We start from the raw sequence: 17,681 nt of genomic DNA on the forward strand, positions 1-17,681 counted from the left end.
TCCCATGTTCATATTTCAAATCAGAAACACGAAACTATCAAACACAGGCGGACATGTATCAATCTGCTGCTGAAATTGTGAATGCACAAAGTTCAGATGGATCCGGAATTGTAAAAGGAATATTTAGTTGGGGATATCACTATCTAGATAACCCTAGAAAAAAAGACGTAGTAAATGATACCTGCTATGATTTTTCAGCGAGCATCAGAAATAAGCCAGCTGAGGCAGTACTGAGTTACTGGTTTAAGGGGTGGTGAATTATTGCTTCAATCAAGCTGAATGACGCAGCACTAGGACTACCGTTCAAAGGCAATAGTCGGAGTGATGTTCTAGGCTTTGCAACTAAACGCTTAACCTAGATCAAGCCCGTCGTATAAATCGCACAGCCACAGTCATCGCCAACACTATCGCTGCGAGAACAATGGCCGCGCCCAACACATCACCAACGAAGATAGCGGTAATCGCTTCAATATCTGCCTGCTGTTTGCCCATTCCCCACATCAGTGCGTTAAGAACAGCAGAATTTGCTGCAGCGCCGGAAACAGACAATGCAACCACGTGCCAACCGTTCAATCCATTCAGGTCATGACTAATCGTGAACAACTGCTTGCAGAACAAGACTGCAATCAATGGTGCAGCCCCTGACGATATAGACAGCAGAATCTCGTAATTGAAATCGTTAGGGCTTGCATGGGGTAGCGTAAGATAGGCTCCAAGCATCAGCCCTACGCCTCCGCGCATTCCTAATACCAAAACAGCGATCATGCGAAATGCGGCGGGCAAAAAAATCCAATGTGCGCGTTCAGAAAAAGAGGCATGAGAGAACAGCCACATATTTAGGTTGAACACAGCAAGCCAGAGTAATGCCACGCCGCAGATTGCGAACACTACGCGCAAAATTCTCTCCCCAGAGATGCTCATGCAGAACGAGTATCCGCGATGATTTGCTCTAGGCCATCTTCCAGTTTCCGAATATAGAGTAATGATGCTTTGGTTGGTCGAATATGTCTTACTCGCTTATCATTCAGAGCTACGTCTAATGCGATGATACCCTTGTCCTTCAAGGCAACCAAACGGCGGTATGCTGTAGTGGATGAAGGGTAGCGTGGGTCATTAATCACTTCTCCGACGGTCAATGTCGCTGAGCCGTACCAGCGAACAATCAAATCGTTCAAAAGCAGCTCTTCTTCTGCATTCAGCAGCTCAAATGGTGACAGGTCGCGGATTGCGCTCATTAGATTTAGAAAGCGGGCGAGGGTGGAGGAAATTTTCATAATGGTTGTATTATTTTTTTTTAAAGCCGCATTGGGAGTTTTTTCTCAGTTTTGTTCTATACAAAAACATAGCCTCTGTGTAATTCATCCCATTATTGAAAGCAATTCATTAATCGACGCTGATTATATTAGCAGTAGGTGCGTTGTATATGAATTGAAACATTCTGTTCGCAGAGGCGTGCTGTGCCGTTGAAGCAATTTTGGAGACCCGGTAGTGAAATTTAGCGAAGCTGTCCAAACTTGCTTTGGAAAATATGGCACATTCGAAGGCCGCGCATCGCGATCAGAGTTTTGGTGGTTTTATCTAGCAAACATCGCTGTTGTGTGGATAGCAAATTTCGTTTTTTCTGTGACGGGATATATGACCGGCGGCCAAGAGGGCGCTCTCATTTTATCGAACTTGATGCAGTTCATAATAAATCTAGTTTTCTTTATTCCATTCTTGGCAGCTAGCTCCCGCAGGTTGCATGACACCAATCGCTCAGCGTGGTGGGTGCTGCTAATGTTGACGATTATCGGACTAATTCCATTAATCATGTGGTGGGCGCAGAAAGGCGACCAGCTTGCAAATAGTTATGGTCCGCCAGCCACACTTGAGGATCAACCGTCTCTGGTCCCCATCCCAATAACGCAACAAGAAGAAGTTGCGTCTTTGAAATCCGCACCTCCAAGGCCGCAGATCAAGTCGAAGGCAGCAGCTGCCAGTTCCGCGACAACAAGTGATCCTGTGATGTCAGCAGCGGAGCCATACATGCCCACTACCCAGGTAGGCGTCGCGAATGCTCCGTCTGCCCCACTTAATCAATTGAGCAATGGCGTTGTTCCAACAAGCCCTCGGTCGGGCACATCTACTGGGGCCATTATAATCGGTGTTGTGGTCGTTTTGATCGCAATTATCGCTGCGGCATTATACCTAAAGCCTTGGAATTCAGGTGCTACAAACACCGACCCCCAGGCCCCCGCGGCCCTGACAGAGACAAAATCTCCGATTGCTGACCCCGCCGAACCACAAGCCGTCGCCACCCAGGCAACTCGCAAGAACAATCAAAAATCAAAAGCTCCTAGCATTGATACCATCGAGGCAGGAGATGTCTCAATTCAGGAAGATGAAAACGGTAACGTTCGAATCCGGGCCGGCGACATCACCATAGAGGAATGAATTTAATGCGACTTACGGCTTTTTATGCGGCGACTGCTATAGCCACGCTGGCATTGGTTACATCAGTTCCGGCTCGCGCAGCCGAGATGCGTGGCGAAGGCCGAGCGCCGATGACCAAGGATGCTAATTCCACACGCGCGCTTGCCGAAGTTGAAGCACGTAAGGATGTCATTCGCAAACTGCTATTGACCGTAACAACCAAGGCAAATGCAAAGGCCGTTGCCGAAGAGGACATTACAAGTCTCGCGCAACAGATACCTTCAAGCGCTATAATTACACGAGAGCCAAACCCTATCGGCAAGGAATATATACTTGCCATCACAGTAGACATTGATGGCGGCTGGCTTATCAAGCGTATGCAGGATATGGAAATTCAGCTTCCCTCAGAAGCGGTTCAGGCACGTATCATGCTCGTCCTTGATAGCTATATTGAAGTCGCGACCGACTCTGCCAAACCACAAAGTGAGGTTGTCGAGTATCGCAGAGAAATAGGGTCATCTTTTTCCGATAAAAGCATTGATGCATATTCCGAAAAGGAAAAATCTGCATCTTCCGAAAGCCAGAAGAGCGCCGCGAGCGCGCGGGGTTCCAGCGCGGCTGGCTACAGTAACCGTTATGGATCCGCTGCAGGCTCTTCGCGCGTCAGCGGAAGTGCTGCAAGTTCCAGCAAAAGTTCTGCAGCTTATTCCAACTCCATCAGCGCGGTCAGCAAAGCCAATGTGCAGGCCGAGGAGCGTGACAATACTTACTATCGCAAGGAAGTGATTTACCAAGGTGGCGTTGGGGTAAGCGGTTCGGCTAATGCGGCGGCTGCCAAGCTTAAGGAAGAACTGCGAGCTTATGATGTTGTTATGGAGGCTCCGACGAGTGCGCTGAGCAGATTTCAAGTCAAGGAGTTCGGCGAGCTGCAAAATGGTTCATCGCTACAGTGGGAGCAGTTCCGGAGCTTTGCGTCCGGCAGCGGATTCAATTACATAGTTGGCGGAAAATTAGAGATTACAAAAGAAGGTTATATCGACGATCAACGGCTGCATATCTGCTCAGGAACAATGTCAGTCGAAGGTTTCGGCACTAACGATGGTGTGCCAGGTGTAACCGATGGCAGCGCACTGGGTAAATCCTCAGGCGACAGTGAGCAAGGTTGCCAACGCAATTTAGCCGACCTGTTAGCAAAACAACTAGCCGACAAGATAGGGCCCCAGATACAGCGCACATGGCGCCAGCAATCGCTAAAAGCGTCTAACGCCAGCGACGCTCAGTCGCGCGCAGCAAGCGAGGGGGCTGAGTATAATTTATCGTTTAAATCACCGGCTTTTAACCTGCAATCTACGCGCTTGATCGTAAGTACCTTGAATGGTTTGGAGAGCATTCAAAAGCCAATTGTCACTGTTAGCAGTGGCCCAAGGGAATTGGTTTACCGAGTTAAGTATAAAAGCACGGACGGGCAGGACCTTGGCATGGCGGTACTTGGCGCACTTGCCGATAAAGACCCCGCCCTAGGCCAATCCCCTTTACCAACCCTGTCCGGCCAGACGGTTACGGTCTGCCTGGTTTCATGCCAATGAGGCTTTGGCCGAGAGCAACCTGGGCACTTGCTGGCGTTGTATTAACGGCAACATCAGTGCAAGCTAACGGCCTAAAAATATGGTTGGCGCCGGGTATGGCCGGATATGGTGAATCCAACTGCCCACCGCCAAGCGCGGATGGGCGTGCCCGAGCTGTGACGACCATAATCGATCAGGACCTTTGCAAAGATTTCCAACAAAATAAGGCATATTTCGAATCTCAGTTCAAAGAGAATATGGCCATAGATTTCGCTGGTCTTATTGAGGAGAAGCCTGGGCAGAGCCTCTCTGAGGCTACAAGTTTATCGCGACGTGCCGATGGTACGCTGGCGGCATCAATCCATCTCAGCCAGCTTGGAATATGGAAAGTACCAAGAAATAATGGAACGACTGTCGGGTACTTACCGATTAGTATCTCCCTGTTGCTCACAAATATAAAAACGGGCGAAGTTGTTTTTACAGATACGTTGACCACAATTACTCCGTTCACAGCCGAGAACCAAAATGTTGTGACGGTGGCGCGCGAGCTGCTGCCAAAACAAATGGCCGACGCCATCGGGGAGCTAGTGCAACAAGCGAAAAAACGCTTCAAGCCGGAGCCTGTCAGCGCGACCGCACAGGGCAGAATAGGCAAATCCTATGTCCTAGACAAAGGTAGAACCGCTGGCATCATCGCTGGTAACCTTTTGGACAGCGGATCGAACCAAGTCATAGTAGACTTCGCTGGTTCCGATTATTCGATAGTTCGTCTTGTTAATCCAGAGAGCCCCCTCGAAGATAACGCTGTCCTCCGCAAACAAAATTTGCGGCCGGCCCAATTTTTGTCGAAGTTACCCGCAATGGTCGTGATCGGCCAAACGCCCGAAGGGATGTCACCGGCTTATCTGAAGCTGACGTTTGAAAATAAACTTGGGTCTGCAAATATTTTTAACGTTGTTTCAGTGAACCCAAGCTTATCCGATATTCGAACCCTCGCTGGAACTGCAGCGGAGACTAATGCCGCGAGCGAAGCGCGTCCAATCCCAGAGTATTTTGTTTATCTCGAGAGCTTTGTCCTCGAACCCACGGAGTTTCCAACTAACATCCCCAATCGGACGATAAAGACATATGAAGCATATAGTTTTGGCTATGTAACAGACAGAACCGGGCGCGTAATTCACGCGCAAGTTGCGAACGACCGCATTACGGATGAAACGAGCGGCATCAGCTTTCCTAAGCAGCAGCGCCAAGAAACCGTGGTCACAAATTCAATCGACAAGTTAGTTACACAGATTGGATTGGAATTTAAACTTAATAGCCTCCGCCTTCCTGTCTCAAAAGCAGACGGACAGTTGGTGATCAGCGATCCAAGCGGAACGCTTACCGACGGCGCAACAGGCAGTGTGCTCCGAAATGCCGGACGTTTTGGTAGCATCAAAGTCCCCATATGGCGGTATGTCAATGAATCCATTGCCATCGCGAAAGACGGTCGCTTTTTACTACAAAAAACTTCCGATCCTTTCGATGACCCGACAAGCAGCGGAGATGTATTCACAGTCGAAAGCGGCGGCGACAAACCGAGTAGCTCAGGGACTGTGTACGGATTATGCAAAACTTCGGAGGGGTTGCCAGCAAGCGATCTTTCCGCAGATCCGTTATTTAGAGCCATTGGCAGATCCAGATTTTATCAAGCCACCCGCGTGCCATTGTATATCGAAGATATGCCGAACCAGGCAAGTGAACTTTTAAGAGGCTTTAAAGACAGCGGTCAGGGTTATGGCATCACCCAAAATCGCAATGCCGATTTATGCATTAAGACAATTTTTCGGTCGACCTACTCGGGCCCGGCCAAGGCGGGAAAAGGGCTTCAGGCAGAAACGCACAATATGGTCATGGGCTTCAATATTCTCAGCGACAAAGCCGAAAGGCTCACTGGGTATGGGGTCGCAATGGATTTAACAACCAGCCCCCTCCCGAACGAGACGCCATCTTCCGATATACAATTTAGCACGCTGCGAGAATTCGCCGCGCAATTCGATAAAAACGCTAGCACAATTGCAGTTAAAGTACCCTTACCACAGACGGAGAAGAGCAAATGAAATCTTCAAAATTACTTATAGCTTCAGCAGCAATGCTTATCGCTGCTGCCGCTGCGCCAGCGCAGGCCCAGTTGGGCGGACTTAAACCTAAAATTCCTGGGCTTGGCGGCGGCGGGGGAAGCGCGTCAACGGTCAGCGCAGCTGATATTGACGCTTACCTCGACCGAGCACAAAAAAATGCAGATACGCTGACATGGTCTTATGAGCTGGTAAAGCAGGCCCAAGCTGGCAAAGTAGACATTGCCGCTTTGGCAGCCAAAAGGAAGGAGTATCTAAGCATTCCCAATCCTAAGGATAGGAACGCAAAGCTCGCCGAGCTTAATAAAGCTGATGATAAATCAAGCGCCATGACAGAGCAATCTGCTGGAGATATTGAAAAAAATATTGCAGCTCTGAGTCCCGCAGTACGGGCTCAAGTAGGCGCCGCCCTTTTTAACTTAGCAATCGCCATTCCAAGGGCAGCCCAGCTCATAAGTGAAGCTCCAAATCTTATAAAGGGATTGGGCACAAATCCAGCTGCATTAGGCAATATCGGAAAGTTAAAAAATGCCGCTGGATTGCTAGCATCGCAAGTCAAATCCACAGCACAAATTGCTCCATATTTGCCAAAATTGATGTCGGCAGCGAAAGTGAAGCCTCCAGTAGATGCAAAAACTTCTAAAACCGTGCCGCTGGACGGCATCACTTGAATAAATATTCCGGTTAGGTTTGAAATCGAAAAATCTTCTGCTGCCCTTTTCGTCGTACCAAAATTTACGGCGCAAAGGGTGGCAAAAGAACGTTCTTCTGCAAATGGCAGACATGCGTGACATGATCTTGCCAAGTTAACAGCCGTCGGGAATTTTGTATCCGAAACCTGGGGGCGATAGCGATGTTAGCATAGCCAACGCTTTCTGCATCGGAGCCATGCCAATGCCGGTCCCGCAGCAGAACTTCTCTCACGCCGCCAGCGGCGACCGATAAAGCTGCGAAATAATATCAGCTACTTTCCGTGTCAGAAGAAGCCCTAGCTTATTTTGAAACGCCCGCACCCATCAGCACTGCAATCCGGATATTTTTCAATTCTTTTAAGCCTCATTCCTTTGGAAATGTTGAATTATTTGCCGTTCATAATCGGTTCAAAGACCAGTCTTATGTTGTGCCCCAGTGCTAAATTTTACAATCAATTTTCTGGAAAGGTGGACGATATGACGAAGAAGATTTTCCTGGTCCTTTTGAGCTTATCGATAGCAACGCCTGCGGTAGCTGGCGGCAGGGGTGAGTATAATAATGGCAATAATTCCAGTTATGGAAACCAATATAACTCTGATCGCGGGCGCTCTGATTACCGCGACCACAGACGTCGGGGTAATAACAGCGGAAAGGCACTGGCACTTATTGGCGGCGTGATTTTAGGGGCTGCCATCGCAAAAAGTGCAGAGCGCAACACGCGCAAGGTTTACTATGCCGAGCGCACTTACACGCCACGATGCTATAATCAGGAAGTTACCGAGCGGACCCTTTCTGGGCGCCTCGTGACCTACACAGAGACCTTCTGCGATTAGGAGACTTTCATGTGACCAGCTCACATGGGTAACAACAATGCTGGCGCCCCAATTGTAACAGTGGATAGACGGAGGTCATGTCCGTTACGTCCGTCATCAAACTGCATTCTAGCCTGAATTCAAACGAGGTTCGCACCCTCAGAGATAAGCAGCTTCCCATATAAAGCCTTAGCTATCTGGATCGCTTCATACGCGTTCGGGGCAGTGACATAATGTTTACCAAAGCGAGCCTCTAGCTCATTCTTTTTTCTGAGCATTGGCTTGGTTGCTTAGAAGGCTCATGCGTAAACTACGATATATTAAAACAGAGCCAAGTCGCGGTGCAGTCGCAATATGTGCGAGTAGATTGCAGAATGCCGCTCATCGATCGTTGGCTTTTGCGCGCCGTGCATCTGCCGCGGGCAAAGAAAAAGCCGGAGCAGTTATGCTGCCCCGGCTCATTCTGCCCTGAGGTTGTCAGGATATTAGAACTTGTACTTCACCGATGCACCGTAAGTGCGTGGTGCGTTTGGATAGCCAGAAATCGAACCGGACTGCACAACGCTTGGGAAAATAACGGACAGATATTGCGCATCCGTCAAGTTGCGGCCCCAAAGCGAGAATTGCAGACCAGTGTCGAAACGCAACGTTACCGCTGCACTCAGGTCGTTAACTTCACGCTTATATTGGGCGTCAGCTGGGTTGTCGTTCATCACGGTGTTGGATTCATTGTGGTAATCGGCATTGAAGACCAGCGCTTTGCCGTCGTTCAAGTCCGCCGTGTAGGTTGCACCCACGGTTGTCGACCACTTTGGAATGCCACCGACCGAACGGCCGCTGATGTCACCAAATTGCGATCCGACATAGCTGTCATATTTCGAGTCGAGATAGACGGTAGCGACGCGCAATTGCAGTGCGTCGATCGGGTTGAAGCTGCTGTCAAATTCGATGCCCTTCACCGACTGCTTACCGGCGTTGGACAGAACGAAGCCCGTGCCGATGAAGCTGTTGCCCTGGAAGTTTTTGATCGACTGATCAAAAACGGTCAGGTTGAATGCAACACGGTCCCATTTCGCTTTCAGGCCCAGTTCCATAACCGTTGCCTCTTCAGGAAGCGCATAACGCGTTCCGCTGGTGAGGTTGGCTGTGGCAAGACCAGCGGTCCGAATGGCCGACGGTGTGATCGGTGCGCCTTGTGCAGGTGAGCCTGCGACAAAATCCGAAACGAACGGACGCGAGTCAATCGACATGTTCCACGACGTTGCCTTAAACCCAGTGCCATAGCTGGCGTACAGGTTGATATTGTCCGTCGCTTCCCACGCAACACGTGCCGAATAGGTCAACTTACCATCGCTGGTGCGGCCATCTTCAACGGCATTTGGAAGGTTCAGGAACGGCGGCAAGAATTGCAGTGCCTGAAAAGGAATGAACGGGTTACAGACAGTTGGCGCGCCGTTTCTATTCGGGCAAGCGGTGATGCGTGGGTACAATGTGGTTGTATTGCCCACTGCACCGGCCGGAAGAACCGCAGGAACGCCAGCTGCACCAGCAACCTGGATCAAATCGATGCTTGAGAACACGTCGGTAATCCGAATGTCGCTCGCAATGTTCTTCTTGTCCTTGGTGTAGTTGAAACCACCTGTCAGAACGAGACCGTCGGTGAGCTCAAGGTCCGCCGTACCGAAGATGGAATAGGCTTTGTTCTTATAATCCCAATCTTCAAAACGCCCCTGACCTTCGCCGCCAAATTGGCCAGCGGTTGAAGGGATGCCTGCCAAGGCGCGGATGAGGGCTTCATTGCCGGTATATGCACCGCCGGTGAGGGCGTTTGCATAATTGCGGAAATCGCGACCAAGCGTCAGTGCCTGCTTGTTGTTGATGCTTTCATTAAAATAATAGGCACCCAGCAAGAAGTTGAATGGACCTTCAAAATCCGACGCCAAACGCAGTTCCTGAGTCTTTGTAGTGATGTCGACATCGCCGCGGTTTTGGCCAATCAAATCGGCACTGGTGAAATCGCTGTCCGCATTGGTTTTTGCGTGCGATTCACGATAAGCGGTGATGGAAGTCAGGCTCAACGAACCCATTTCATAATCGGCCTGCATGGAGATACCACCATTGGTGATGTCGTTTTCCGAATTGAAGTTCTGATATTCGCTGTAGCTGAAGATGCCGCGCGAATTTACGCGTCCACCGATGGCGCGAATGGCATTGCCAGTTGGACCGTCGAAGATATTGCCAACGAAGCAGCAATTTTCGTCGATCTTGTCATAGTCACCGATGAAGCGCAGCTTGAAGCTTTCCGAAGGTTCGATCAACAACTGCGCACGGCTATACCAGCGGTTACGCTCGCTTGTTTTTGATCCGTCGGTCAGGTTGGTGCCGTAACCGTCTGCTTTGTTGATGCCACCAGCAAGGCTGAAAGCAACATTGTCAGAGATTGGGCCCGTAACATCGGCCTTCGCGACGATTGCGTTACGATTGCCATAGCTGAGTTCAGCCGAACCGCCGAATTCATAGCTTGGTGCAGCCGTCACAATCGAGATAACGCCAGCCGAGGCGTTTTTGCCGAACAGTGTCGATTGTGGACCGCGCAACACTTCGACGCGTTGCAGGTTTGGAAGATCGCTGATCGCTGCAGCGGAGCGCGAACGGTAAACACCGTCGATGAACACGCCAACCGAACCTTCGATGCCGGGGTTGTTGGCGCCGTTGCCGAAGCCGCGAATGATGAAGTTGGTGTTGGCCGAACTTTGCAGCTGGCTGACGCGGAGCGAAGGAACGAGTGTCTGCAGATCCTTAAGGTCGCGAACTTGCGCGCGTTCGATTGCAGCAGCCGAGGTTACCGAAACGGCGACTGGCACTTCTTCAAGTGTCTGTTCGCGCTTCGTTGCCGTGACGATGATGACATTTTCGTCAGCTTCGTCGCTTGCCTGTGGCGCAGTGTCTTGTGCGAACGCTACCGAGCCAACGCTCAGCGACGCGATGCTGATCGTCGACAGCATTGCAGCCTTCAGCAGATGATTTCCGAATTTCATATTCACTCTCCTGTTGATCAATTTCCTAAGGCTTTGCGCCATTTTTATTGGGGATGAAAGCTTCAATTTGCCCCCAGCATCCCTCTGAGCAGCCTTATGGCGTACTGCGCTGATAACGTTTGAAATGCTGCGCAGCAAATAGTTAGTTTCATTCGCAGAAATATAGCCGAAACTGCGATAAAAATGTTACGCACATAACACACGCTCACAACTGGAAATTCGCAATGCCCAAGATGGTCAAAAAAGCAGACCTGCCGTCAAAAATATGCGCGGCATGTGAAAAGCCGTTTGCCTGGCGCAAAAAGTGGGCGAAAGATTGGGAAAATGTGCGCTTCTGTTCGGATCGCTGCCGACGCGCGCGCTAACCATTTCCTTGCACCCGTCGCCTAAGCGGGCATAGATACTATCGTCGCTAGCGGCGCACAGAATTTCGGGGGGGAATAAGCTTGGATAAGATCGCACAAACCGCGCATGGCCAGCCGTCTGGTCACCCCAAAGGTCTGTATTATTTATCCTTCACCGAGATGTGGGAGCGCTTTTCCTTTTATGGCATGTCGGCGCTGCTCACGCTCTATATGGTCAAAGAGCTGCTGCAGCCTGAAAATGCCGCGCACGTCATTGGGCTAGCCGCGCTCCGCAATATGTTCGAATTTCGCGGGCCGATGAGCGACGTCGCATTTTCGGCGATTATTTATGGTTGGTATGCGGGCCTTGTCTATTTCACGCCCATCGTCGGTGGCTGGGTCGCCGACCGCATATTGGGTGCAAAGCGCACGGTGATGATCGGCGTTGTCCTCATGAGCGCAGGGCATTTGGCGATGTCCTTTTATGCCAGCTTCCTATTTGCGCTCTTGCTGCTGATCCTTGGATCTGGATTTCTCAAGGGCAATATTTCCGCGCAGGTCGGGGCGCTTTACCCTCGCTCGGATGAATCCATGCGGTCGCGCGGTTTTACCATTTTTTCGACAGGTATTTGCATTGGGGCGGCGAGCGGGCCGCTTGTCACCGGGCTGGTTGCTGCCATTTATGGCTGGCATGCCGGTTTTGCGGTTGCAGCCGCTTTGATGTTGATCGCGCTCGTCGCTTATATTCTGGGCCAGAAGCACCTGCCGGACGACCGTCCGGTGGCGCGCAAACGGGAAAAGGCCCCGGCCATGACCGCTGCCGAACGCAAACGTGTGGCGGTGCTTTTGCTTGTCATTGCGCTCACCATACCCGCTGAAATTGCGTATCCGATGGTGTGGAGCATCGGCATATTGTGGGTCGACCAATATGTGAATTTGGCGACATCGCTTGGCGAGGTGCCATCGAGCTGGTTTGCATCGATGGACTCGATCGGTGCCATCCTTGCCGCGCCTGCGTTGATCGCGTTCTGGGCATGGCAGGCCAAGCGGGGCAGCGAACCCACCAGCGTGACGAAGGTCGGCATTGGAACAACCATCATTGCCTTTGCCGCACTTCTTTTCGCTTATGGCAATTTAGGACTGAGTGAACCAGACAGTGTGGGCGCGGGTTGGGCAATCGCGGGTTGGCTCATCATGGGGCTCGCCTGGATGTATTATTGGCCAACGACGCTGGCCATCGTCAGCCGGGCGGCGCCTGCGGGGATGGGCTCTTTCCTGATGGGGGTCGCGTTTCTGTCGCCCTTTTTCGGACATGTGCTTGCGGGGTGGGTTGGCAGCTATTTTGACCAAATGAGCCCGTCGGTTTTTTGGGCGATGGACGCGGCCATCGCTTTTGTGGGTGGCACGCTGATTTTGCTGTTCCGCAAACGCCTGCAAGCTGCGCTGGACCCTGATCTGTCAGCTTAAGAAATGCGGGCGCCTTGGCGAAGCAGTTCCCGTTGCACGGCGCTGATATCAATTTCGTCAAAGTCCCGGTCCGTCTTGACCGCCAAAGCCGCAGCAACGCCCGCACCTTGCCCCGCAACCGCACAACACATCATGTTGCGGACGGCGGCATGGCTGACCTTGTCACCGCCAATGACACGACCGGCGGTAATCAGGTGCTTCACATTTTTTGGAACCATCGACCGATAGGGAAGGTGAAAATAGCGGCCCGTCGTCGGCAAAATAAGATAGCCATAGCCGTCGATGAATTCAGGAAAGATGCCGATGCTATCGTCAAAGCGGCCCTGTTCCATCACATCATCTGCGGTCATGTTGTAAACCGCGTCAATCTTGCGCGTATCGCGAATGCCCAGTGTCATGCCGAAATTGCGCAGCTTTGCATCTTCGCAGCCCGGCATGAAGGCCTGCAACGCCGCAATGGCGTGCATCGCCTGTTTTCGCCCCGCCATTTCGCCATGGGTTAGGGCGTCTGGATTGGTGCCGTCCAGATACAGGTGGCACATGTTGAGATAGGTGAGGTCTCCTTGATCGGAAACGGTGCCCCATGTGCCGGCCATGGTTTTCACGCTGTCCGGTATTAGGCCAGCCTCCAGCGCCTTTTGGAACGGCTTGCGCAAGAATGGCGAGAACATTTCATCCTCTTTGCCACTGGTGATCACTTCCCACTCACCGCCCACGGCCCAGTCGCCATAGGTTTGCGGATCGGCCTTTACGGCGTCAATAAACCGCGTCTTGTTGACCCCGCACATGGAGAACATGACCGAGACGGACATCATCTCGTCTACGGGGTGCATATGCGTTGGTGCACCGGCCCGGTGGGCAATGTCAGCATCCCCTGTCGCGTCAATCACACGTTTGGCGAGGATGGCTTCGCGGCCCGCTTTGCTTTCGACGATGACGCCACGGATTATGTTACCATCCATGATGGGTGCGACACATAATCGGTGCAGCATGGGTATGACGCCTGCTTCCTCGACAAGCGTATCTGCAACGAACTTGAACCCTTCGGCATCGAGGCTGTGGCTGATCGATTGCGGCTCGGGCATTGCGGCGCCCATCATCTTGGCGCGGTCTTCAAATTCACGCCCGATACCTTCGCTGTCGATCGTCGCCGGATGCCGATACCATGCGAAGCCCTCGACCCCGACCTGCGTGATATTGCCACCAAAACAGCCATAACGTTCAAGCAAAGTCGTTTCGACGCCCGCCCGCGCAGACGCCAAAGCCGCAGCAAGGCCGCCCGGGCCTGAACCAATGACGAGAACGTCCGTTTGGCGGATCACATCAATCTGGCGGGCTGGCTCGAGGATAGTGTGTGTCATCTCTGGGTAACTTCCCAATTTGGCGCAACGTAAAATGGCGCATTAGACGGTGGGAGCATTGGCTTCCCAAGGATATGATCGGCGCCCTTTTCACCGATCATGATCGTCGGCGCATTCAGGTTGCCCGTGGTGATGGACGGCATCACCCCGCTGTCGACGACGCGCAGCCCTTGGACACCGATTACACGCAATTCGGGGTCGACTACGGCCATCGGGTCACGCGGACTGCCCATTTTGCATGTGCAACTGGGGTGGAGCGCACTTTCAACATGTTCAGCAATGAAGGCGTCGATCTGATCATCGGTGACGCAGTCTGCGCCGGGCTGAATTTCACGTCCGCGATAGGGGGCGAAAGCCGCTTGCTGGAAAATCTCCCGCGTCAGCCGCACGCATGCCCGCATGTCCACCCAATCGTCTGGATGGCTCATATAGTTGAACAAGATTTTGGGCTTATCGTGCGGGTCGGCACTTTTGAGCGTCACCGTGCCCCGGCTTTTTGAACGCATCGGGCCGACATGCGCCTGAAAACCATGTTCTGTTGCAAGGGACGACCCGTCGTAATTGATCGCCATAGGGAAGAAATGATATTGGATATCCGGATATTTTATGCCGGCGCGGCTGCGGATGAAGCCGCAGCTTTCAAACTGGTTTGACGCGCCTGTTCCCGACCGACCGAATAGCCATTGCGCACCGACCATGGCTTTGCCGAGAAGATTTGCCTTGCCGTAAAGGGTGATCGGTTGGGTGCAGGCCATCTGGAAATAGAATTCGAGATGATCCTGCAGATTTGCGCCAACACCGGGGCGGTCTGCGCGCACTGTAATGCCGTGGCGTTGCAATTCTTCTGCAGGGCCGATGCCGGAAAGCTTAAGCAGCTGGACCGAATTGATCGGCCCGCCCGAAAGGATGACTTCGCGTGCGGCGCGCAGCTGATGCATTTTGCCCGCTTGTTCATATTCCATGCCGACAGCGCGCGTGCCTTCGAACAGGATGCGTGTCGCCAGCGCATGTTCGATAACGTGCAGATTGGGCCGCTTGCGGGCTTCATAAAGATAGGCCTTGGCCGCCGAACAGCGCGTGCCATTCCGCACCGTCATATCCATCCGGCCAAAGCCTTCTTGGGCATAGCCATTATAGTCTTCAGTCAGGCTGTAGCCTGCCTGCTGTGCGGCATCGAGCCATGCCTGATGCAGTGGGTTGTCGAGCGGGCCATAGCTGGTCGACAGCGGACCATCTCCGCCCCGATATTCGTTGCCGCCTTCGTCGCGGCCTTCGGCGCGTTTGAAATAAGGCAGCACATCGGCATAGCCCCAGCCGGTTGCGCCTTCATCTTCCTTCCAACGTTCAAAATCGAGCGCATTGCCGCGAACGTAGACAAGTCCGTTGATCGATGATGATCCGCCCAAACCCTTGCCACGCGGGCAGTTCAGGCGGCGTCCATTCAGATGCGGTTCCGGCTCGCTTTCATAGCCCCAGTTCCACCGCTTTGTATTCATGGGGTAGGCGAGCGCGGCAGGCATCTGAATGAAGATCGACCGGTCACTGCCACCAAATTCAAGCAACACGACATTGTGCTTGCCATCGGCGCTCAGCCGGTCCGCCAGCACGCATCCAGCCGACCCTGCGCCGACGATGATATAGTCTGCGGCCTCAATAGGGGGCATCGATGGGCTCCATCGAGACATAAACGCTCTTGAGTTGGGTATAATGTTCAATCGCTGCCTTGCCGTTTTCGCGGCCCAGACCGGATTGTTTGTTGCCGCCAAACGGCATTTCAATTGGCGTGATATTGTATGTGTTGATCCAGCAGGTGCCAGCCTCCAGCGCCGCGATTACGCGGTGGGCGCGGGTCAGGTTGTTGGTGAAAATACCCGCGGCGAGGCCGAAGCTCGTGTTGTTCGCCCGCGCGACGACCTCTGCCTCATCCTCGAAATCAAGCACCGCCATGACGGGGCCGAAAATCTCTTCGCGGACAATAGCCATATCGTCGGTGCAGCCGGTGAAGATGGTTGGTTCAACAAAGGCACCCTTCGCCAAGCCGCCGGTCATCACACGCTTTCCGCCGGTCAGCAGATTTGCACCTTGTTGTTGGCCAAGCGCGATATAGCCCAGCACCTTTTCCATGTGCGCTGGTGAAATCAGCGCGCCCATCTGCGTCGCCGGATTGAGCGGATCGCCAATCACCATCGCCTCGGTGCGCGCCTTCAATTTTGCCAGAAACGCATCACGGACATTTTTATGCACAAAAACGCGCGTGCCGTTGGTACAAACCTCGCCCGCTGAATAGAAATTGGCGAGCAACGCGCCTGAGACCGCTTCGTCCAAATCCGCATCTTCGAACACGATCAGCGCCGATTTTCCGCCCAGTTCAAAGGTGACGTATTTCAGTGTGCCGGCAGCATCGACCATAACCTTTTTGCCCGTGCCGACTTCGCCCGTCAGCGACACTTTGGCGATATCGGGATGGAGGCTGAGCAACCGGCCGGTGTCGGCCTTGCCTTGCACGACCTGAAACAACCCATCGGGCAGGCCAGCATCGCGATAGGTTTTTTCCAACTCAATCGCGGTAAGGGGTGTTAGTTCGGCTGGCTTGAAGATCATCGCGTTGCCGCAAGCCAGTGCGGGTGCGGATTTCCAGCAGGCAATCTGAATGGGATAGTTCCACGCGCCAATGCCCGCAACGACGCCTAAAGGCTCGCGCCGGGAATAGCCGAATGCGCCTGTACCAAGATCATGATGTTCGCCGGCAATCGTGCGCGCAAGGCCAGCATAATATTCGATACAGTCCGCGCCGGATAAGACGTCTACGGCAATTGTTTCTTGAATGGGCTTGCCTGTATCTTGCGTTTCAAGCCGCGCGAGCACGTCATTGCGTTCAACGAGCAGGGCGGCGGCGCGGTGAAGGATGCGTCCGCGTTCTACGCCCGGTGTTTTAGCCCATAGCTTTTGCGCATCGGCCGCGCGGGCCACAGCCTTATTGACCTCTGCCTGTCCATCGATGCGGATTGTCGCGAGCAGTTGCCCTGTTGCCGGATTGACTGTGTCAAAGCTTGTGGCGGCATGCGAGGGCAGGGTGTCCTTCAGGTTGCGCGCGATGAATTCAAAAATCAGGTCGCGTGCCAACCCGTTCTGCAGCGCCACGCCGCCATTCATCGCGGCACGCAACCAAACACCGTCGATCATCGCGGCGATGGTGTCCGCCATTGGGGATACGTCCTGCGCGTCGACAATCTGCCGCAGATCAAACTTCAAATTCGACAACATGCGCTGTTGATGCGCACGCTGCACCCGCGCCAGTTGCGGAACATGGAGCGCCTGTCCCCAAAAAGACAGCCAAACCCGGGCGGTTTCTTCGGAAAAGTCGTTATGCCCAAGATGGGAGTCCACCAGCGCCTGTATCCGCGCACGGGGCCCAGCAGCGAGCCGGAGACGCGCGGTCGCCTGATTGTTCAATTGACGTACTACGGCGCGGAAGGCGGCTTCGAGCAAGGCTTCTTTGCTCGCAAAATAATGAACGATCAAAGCTGCCGAGATACCGGCATGGCGTGCAACTTTGTTGAACGTAAATTCAACTATTCCAAATTCAGCCAAAACACCGATAGCGGAAGCGATGATATGTTGGCGACGATCAGCTCGAATCTCTTGCATAAGAGGAGATATCAAACATTGAACGCTTATTCAATCGTGCCTAGAAACGGGTGTTGTTCCCCTCGATCCACCCGTTGTCACTACGCCCGGCACAAAATCGCCAGCGGGTTCGCGTCAGGGGGAAGCCTCCAGTTGGACGGCTAATCACCTGATAACGCAATAGGCATGTCATCGGCATATTCTCCTCTGCACGCGCAGTCCTAGAAACAACTGGTGATCAATCC

14 protein-coding genes are annotated in these 17,681 nt (G+C 52.8%); 8 read left to right on the plus strand and 6 right to left on the minus strand.

What is annotated here, in order from left to right; genetic code table 11:
- On the plus strand, nucleotides 1-257 hold a 257-nt coding region (locus ACIQZK_RS04770; protein ID WP_397575133.1), incomplete at its 5' end, for a hypothetical protein.
- A gap of 103 nt (nucleotides 258-360) precedes the next feature.
- Here the strand turns inward: ACIQZK_RS04770 and ACIQZK_RS04775 are convergent.
- Entirely contained in the window at nucleotides 361-921 is a 561-nt protein-coding gene (locus tag ACIQZK_RS04775; protein ID WP_397575134.1) for a hypothetical protein, read from the minus strand.
- The gene (locus ACIQZK_RS04780; RefSeq protein ID WP_397575135.1) at nucleotides 918-1,235 is read right to left on the minus strand and encodes a hypothetical protein; all 318 of its coding nucleotides are present in this window, start codon (nucleotides 1,233-1,235) and stop codon (nucleotides 918-920) included. The genes ACIQZK_RS04775 and ACIQZK_RS04780 overlap by 4 nt, the downstream gene beginning before the upstream one ends.
- 253 nt (nucleotides 1,236-1,488) lie before the next feature.
- On the opposite strand from ACIQZK_RS04780, the gene ACIQZK_RS04785 reads away from it, so the two are divergent.
- From ACIQZK_RS04785 to ACIQZK_RS04805, 5 genes are all read left to right on the plus strand, one after another.
- Entirely contained in the window at nucleotides 1,489-2,433 is a 945-nt protein-coding gene (locus ACIQZK_RS04785) for a DUF805 domain-containing protein (protein WP_397575136.1), read from the plus strand.
- A gap of 110 nt (nucleotides 2,434-2,543) precedes the next feature.
- Complete coding sequence (locus tag ACIQZK_RS04790) at nucleotides 2,544-3,998, plus strand: hypothetical protein (RefSeq protein ID WP_397575137.1); 1,455 nt, start codon at nucleotides 2,544-2,546, stop codon at nucleotides 3,996-3,998.
- A gap of 95 nt (nucleotides 3,999-4,093) precedes the next feature.
- The gene (locus ACIQZK_RS04795; protein ID WP_397575138.1) at nucleotides 4,094-6,076 is read left to right on the plus strand and encodes a hypothetical protein; all 1,983 of its coding nucleotides are present in this window, start codon (nucleotides 4,094-4,096) and stop codon (nucleotides 6,074-6,076) included.
- The gene (locus tag ACIQZK_RS04800; protein WP_397575139.1) at nucleotides 6,073-6,765 is read left to right on the plus strand and encodes a hypothetical protein; all 693 of its coding nucleotides are present in this window, start codon (nucleotides 6,073-6,075) and stop codon (nucleotides 6,763-6,765) included. The genes ACIQZK_RS04795 and ACIQZK_RS04800 overlap by 4 nt, the downstream gene beginning before the upstream one ends.
- A gap of 327 nt (nucleotides 6,766-7,092) precedes the next feature.
- Entirely contained in the window at nucleotides 7,093-7,620 is a 528-nt protein-coding gene (locus ACIQZK_RS04805; RefSeq protein ID WP_397575140.1) for a hypothetical protein, read from the plus strand.
- A 464-nt stretch (nucleotides 7,621-8,084) separates the two neighbouring features.
- Here ACIQZK_RS04805 and ACIQZK_RS04810 read toward each other — a convergent pair whose 3' ends face one another.
- Nucleotides 8,085-10,637 (minus strand): TonB-dependent receptor, encoded by a 2,553-nt coding sequence (locus tag ACIQZK_RS04810; RefSeq protein WP_397575141.1) that lies wholly within the window; start codon nucleotides 10,635-10,637, stop codon nucleotides 8,085-8,087.
- A gap of 224 nt (nucleotides 10,638-10,861) precedes the next feature.
- Here ACIQZK_RS04810 and ACIQZK_RS04815 point away from each other — a divergent pair, with 224 nt between their 5' ends.
- Both ACIQZK_RS04815 and ACIQZK_RS04820 read left to right on the plus strand, forming a co-directional pair.
- Nucleotides 10,862-11,002, plus strand: a complete 141-nt coding sequence (locus ACIQZK_RS04815; protein WP_324477484.1) for a DUF2256 domain-containing protein — start codon at nucleotides 10,862-10,864, stop codon at nucleotides 11,000-11,002.
- 81 nt (nucleotides 11,003-11,083) lie between these two features.
- The gene (locus ACIQZK_RS04820; RefSeq protein WP_397575142.1) at nucleotides 11,084-12,448 is read left to right on the plus strand and encodes a peptide MFS transporter; all 1,365 of its coding nucleotides are present in this window, start codon (nucleotides 11,084-11,086) and stop codon (nucleotides 12,446-12,448) included.
- On the opposite strand, the gene ACIQZK_RS04825 is transcribed toward ACIQZK_RS04820, so the two are convergent.
- The 3 genes from ACIQZK_RS04825 to betB are packed head-to-tail and all read right to left on the minus strand — an operon-like array spanning nucleotide 12,445 to nucleotide 17,457.
- Nucleotides 12,445-13,809, minus strand: a complete 1,365-nt coding sequence (locus ACIQZK_RS04825; protein ID WP_395637405.1) for an FAD-dependent oxidoreductase — start codon at nucleotides 13,807-13,809, stop codon at nucleotides 12,445-12,447. The genes ACIQZK_RS04820 and ACIQZK_RS04825 overlap by 4 nt on opposite strands.
- Entirely contained in the window at nucleotides 13,806-15,473 is a 1,668-nt protein-coding gene (betA, locus tag ACIQZK_RS04830) for a choline dehydrogenase (RefSeq protein WP_397575143.1), read from the minus strand. Before betA ends, ACIQZK_RS04825 begins: the two co-directional genes overlap by 4 nt.
- Nucleotides 15,460-17,457, minus strand: coding sequence for a betaine-aldehyde dehydrogenase (betB, locus tag ACIQZK_RS04835; protein WP_397575144.1), 1,998 nt, complete (start codon nucleotides 17,455-17,457; stop codon nucleotides 15,460-15,462). Before betB ends, betA begins: the two co-directional genes overlap by 14 nt.
- Between the last annotated feature and the right edge of the window lie 224 nt (nucleotides 17,458-17,681).

It is taken from the genome of Sphingorhabdus sp. (assembly GCF_044338195.1).
Taxonomy (GTDB): domain Bacteria; phylum Pseudomonadota; class Alphaproteobacteria; order Sphingomonadales; family Sphingomonadaceae; genus Sphingorhabdus_B.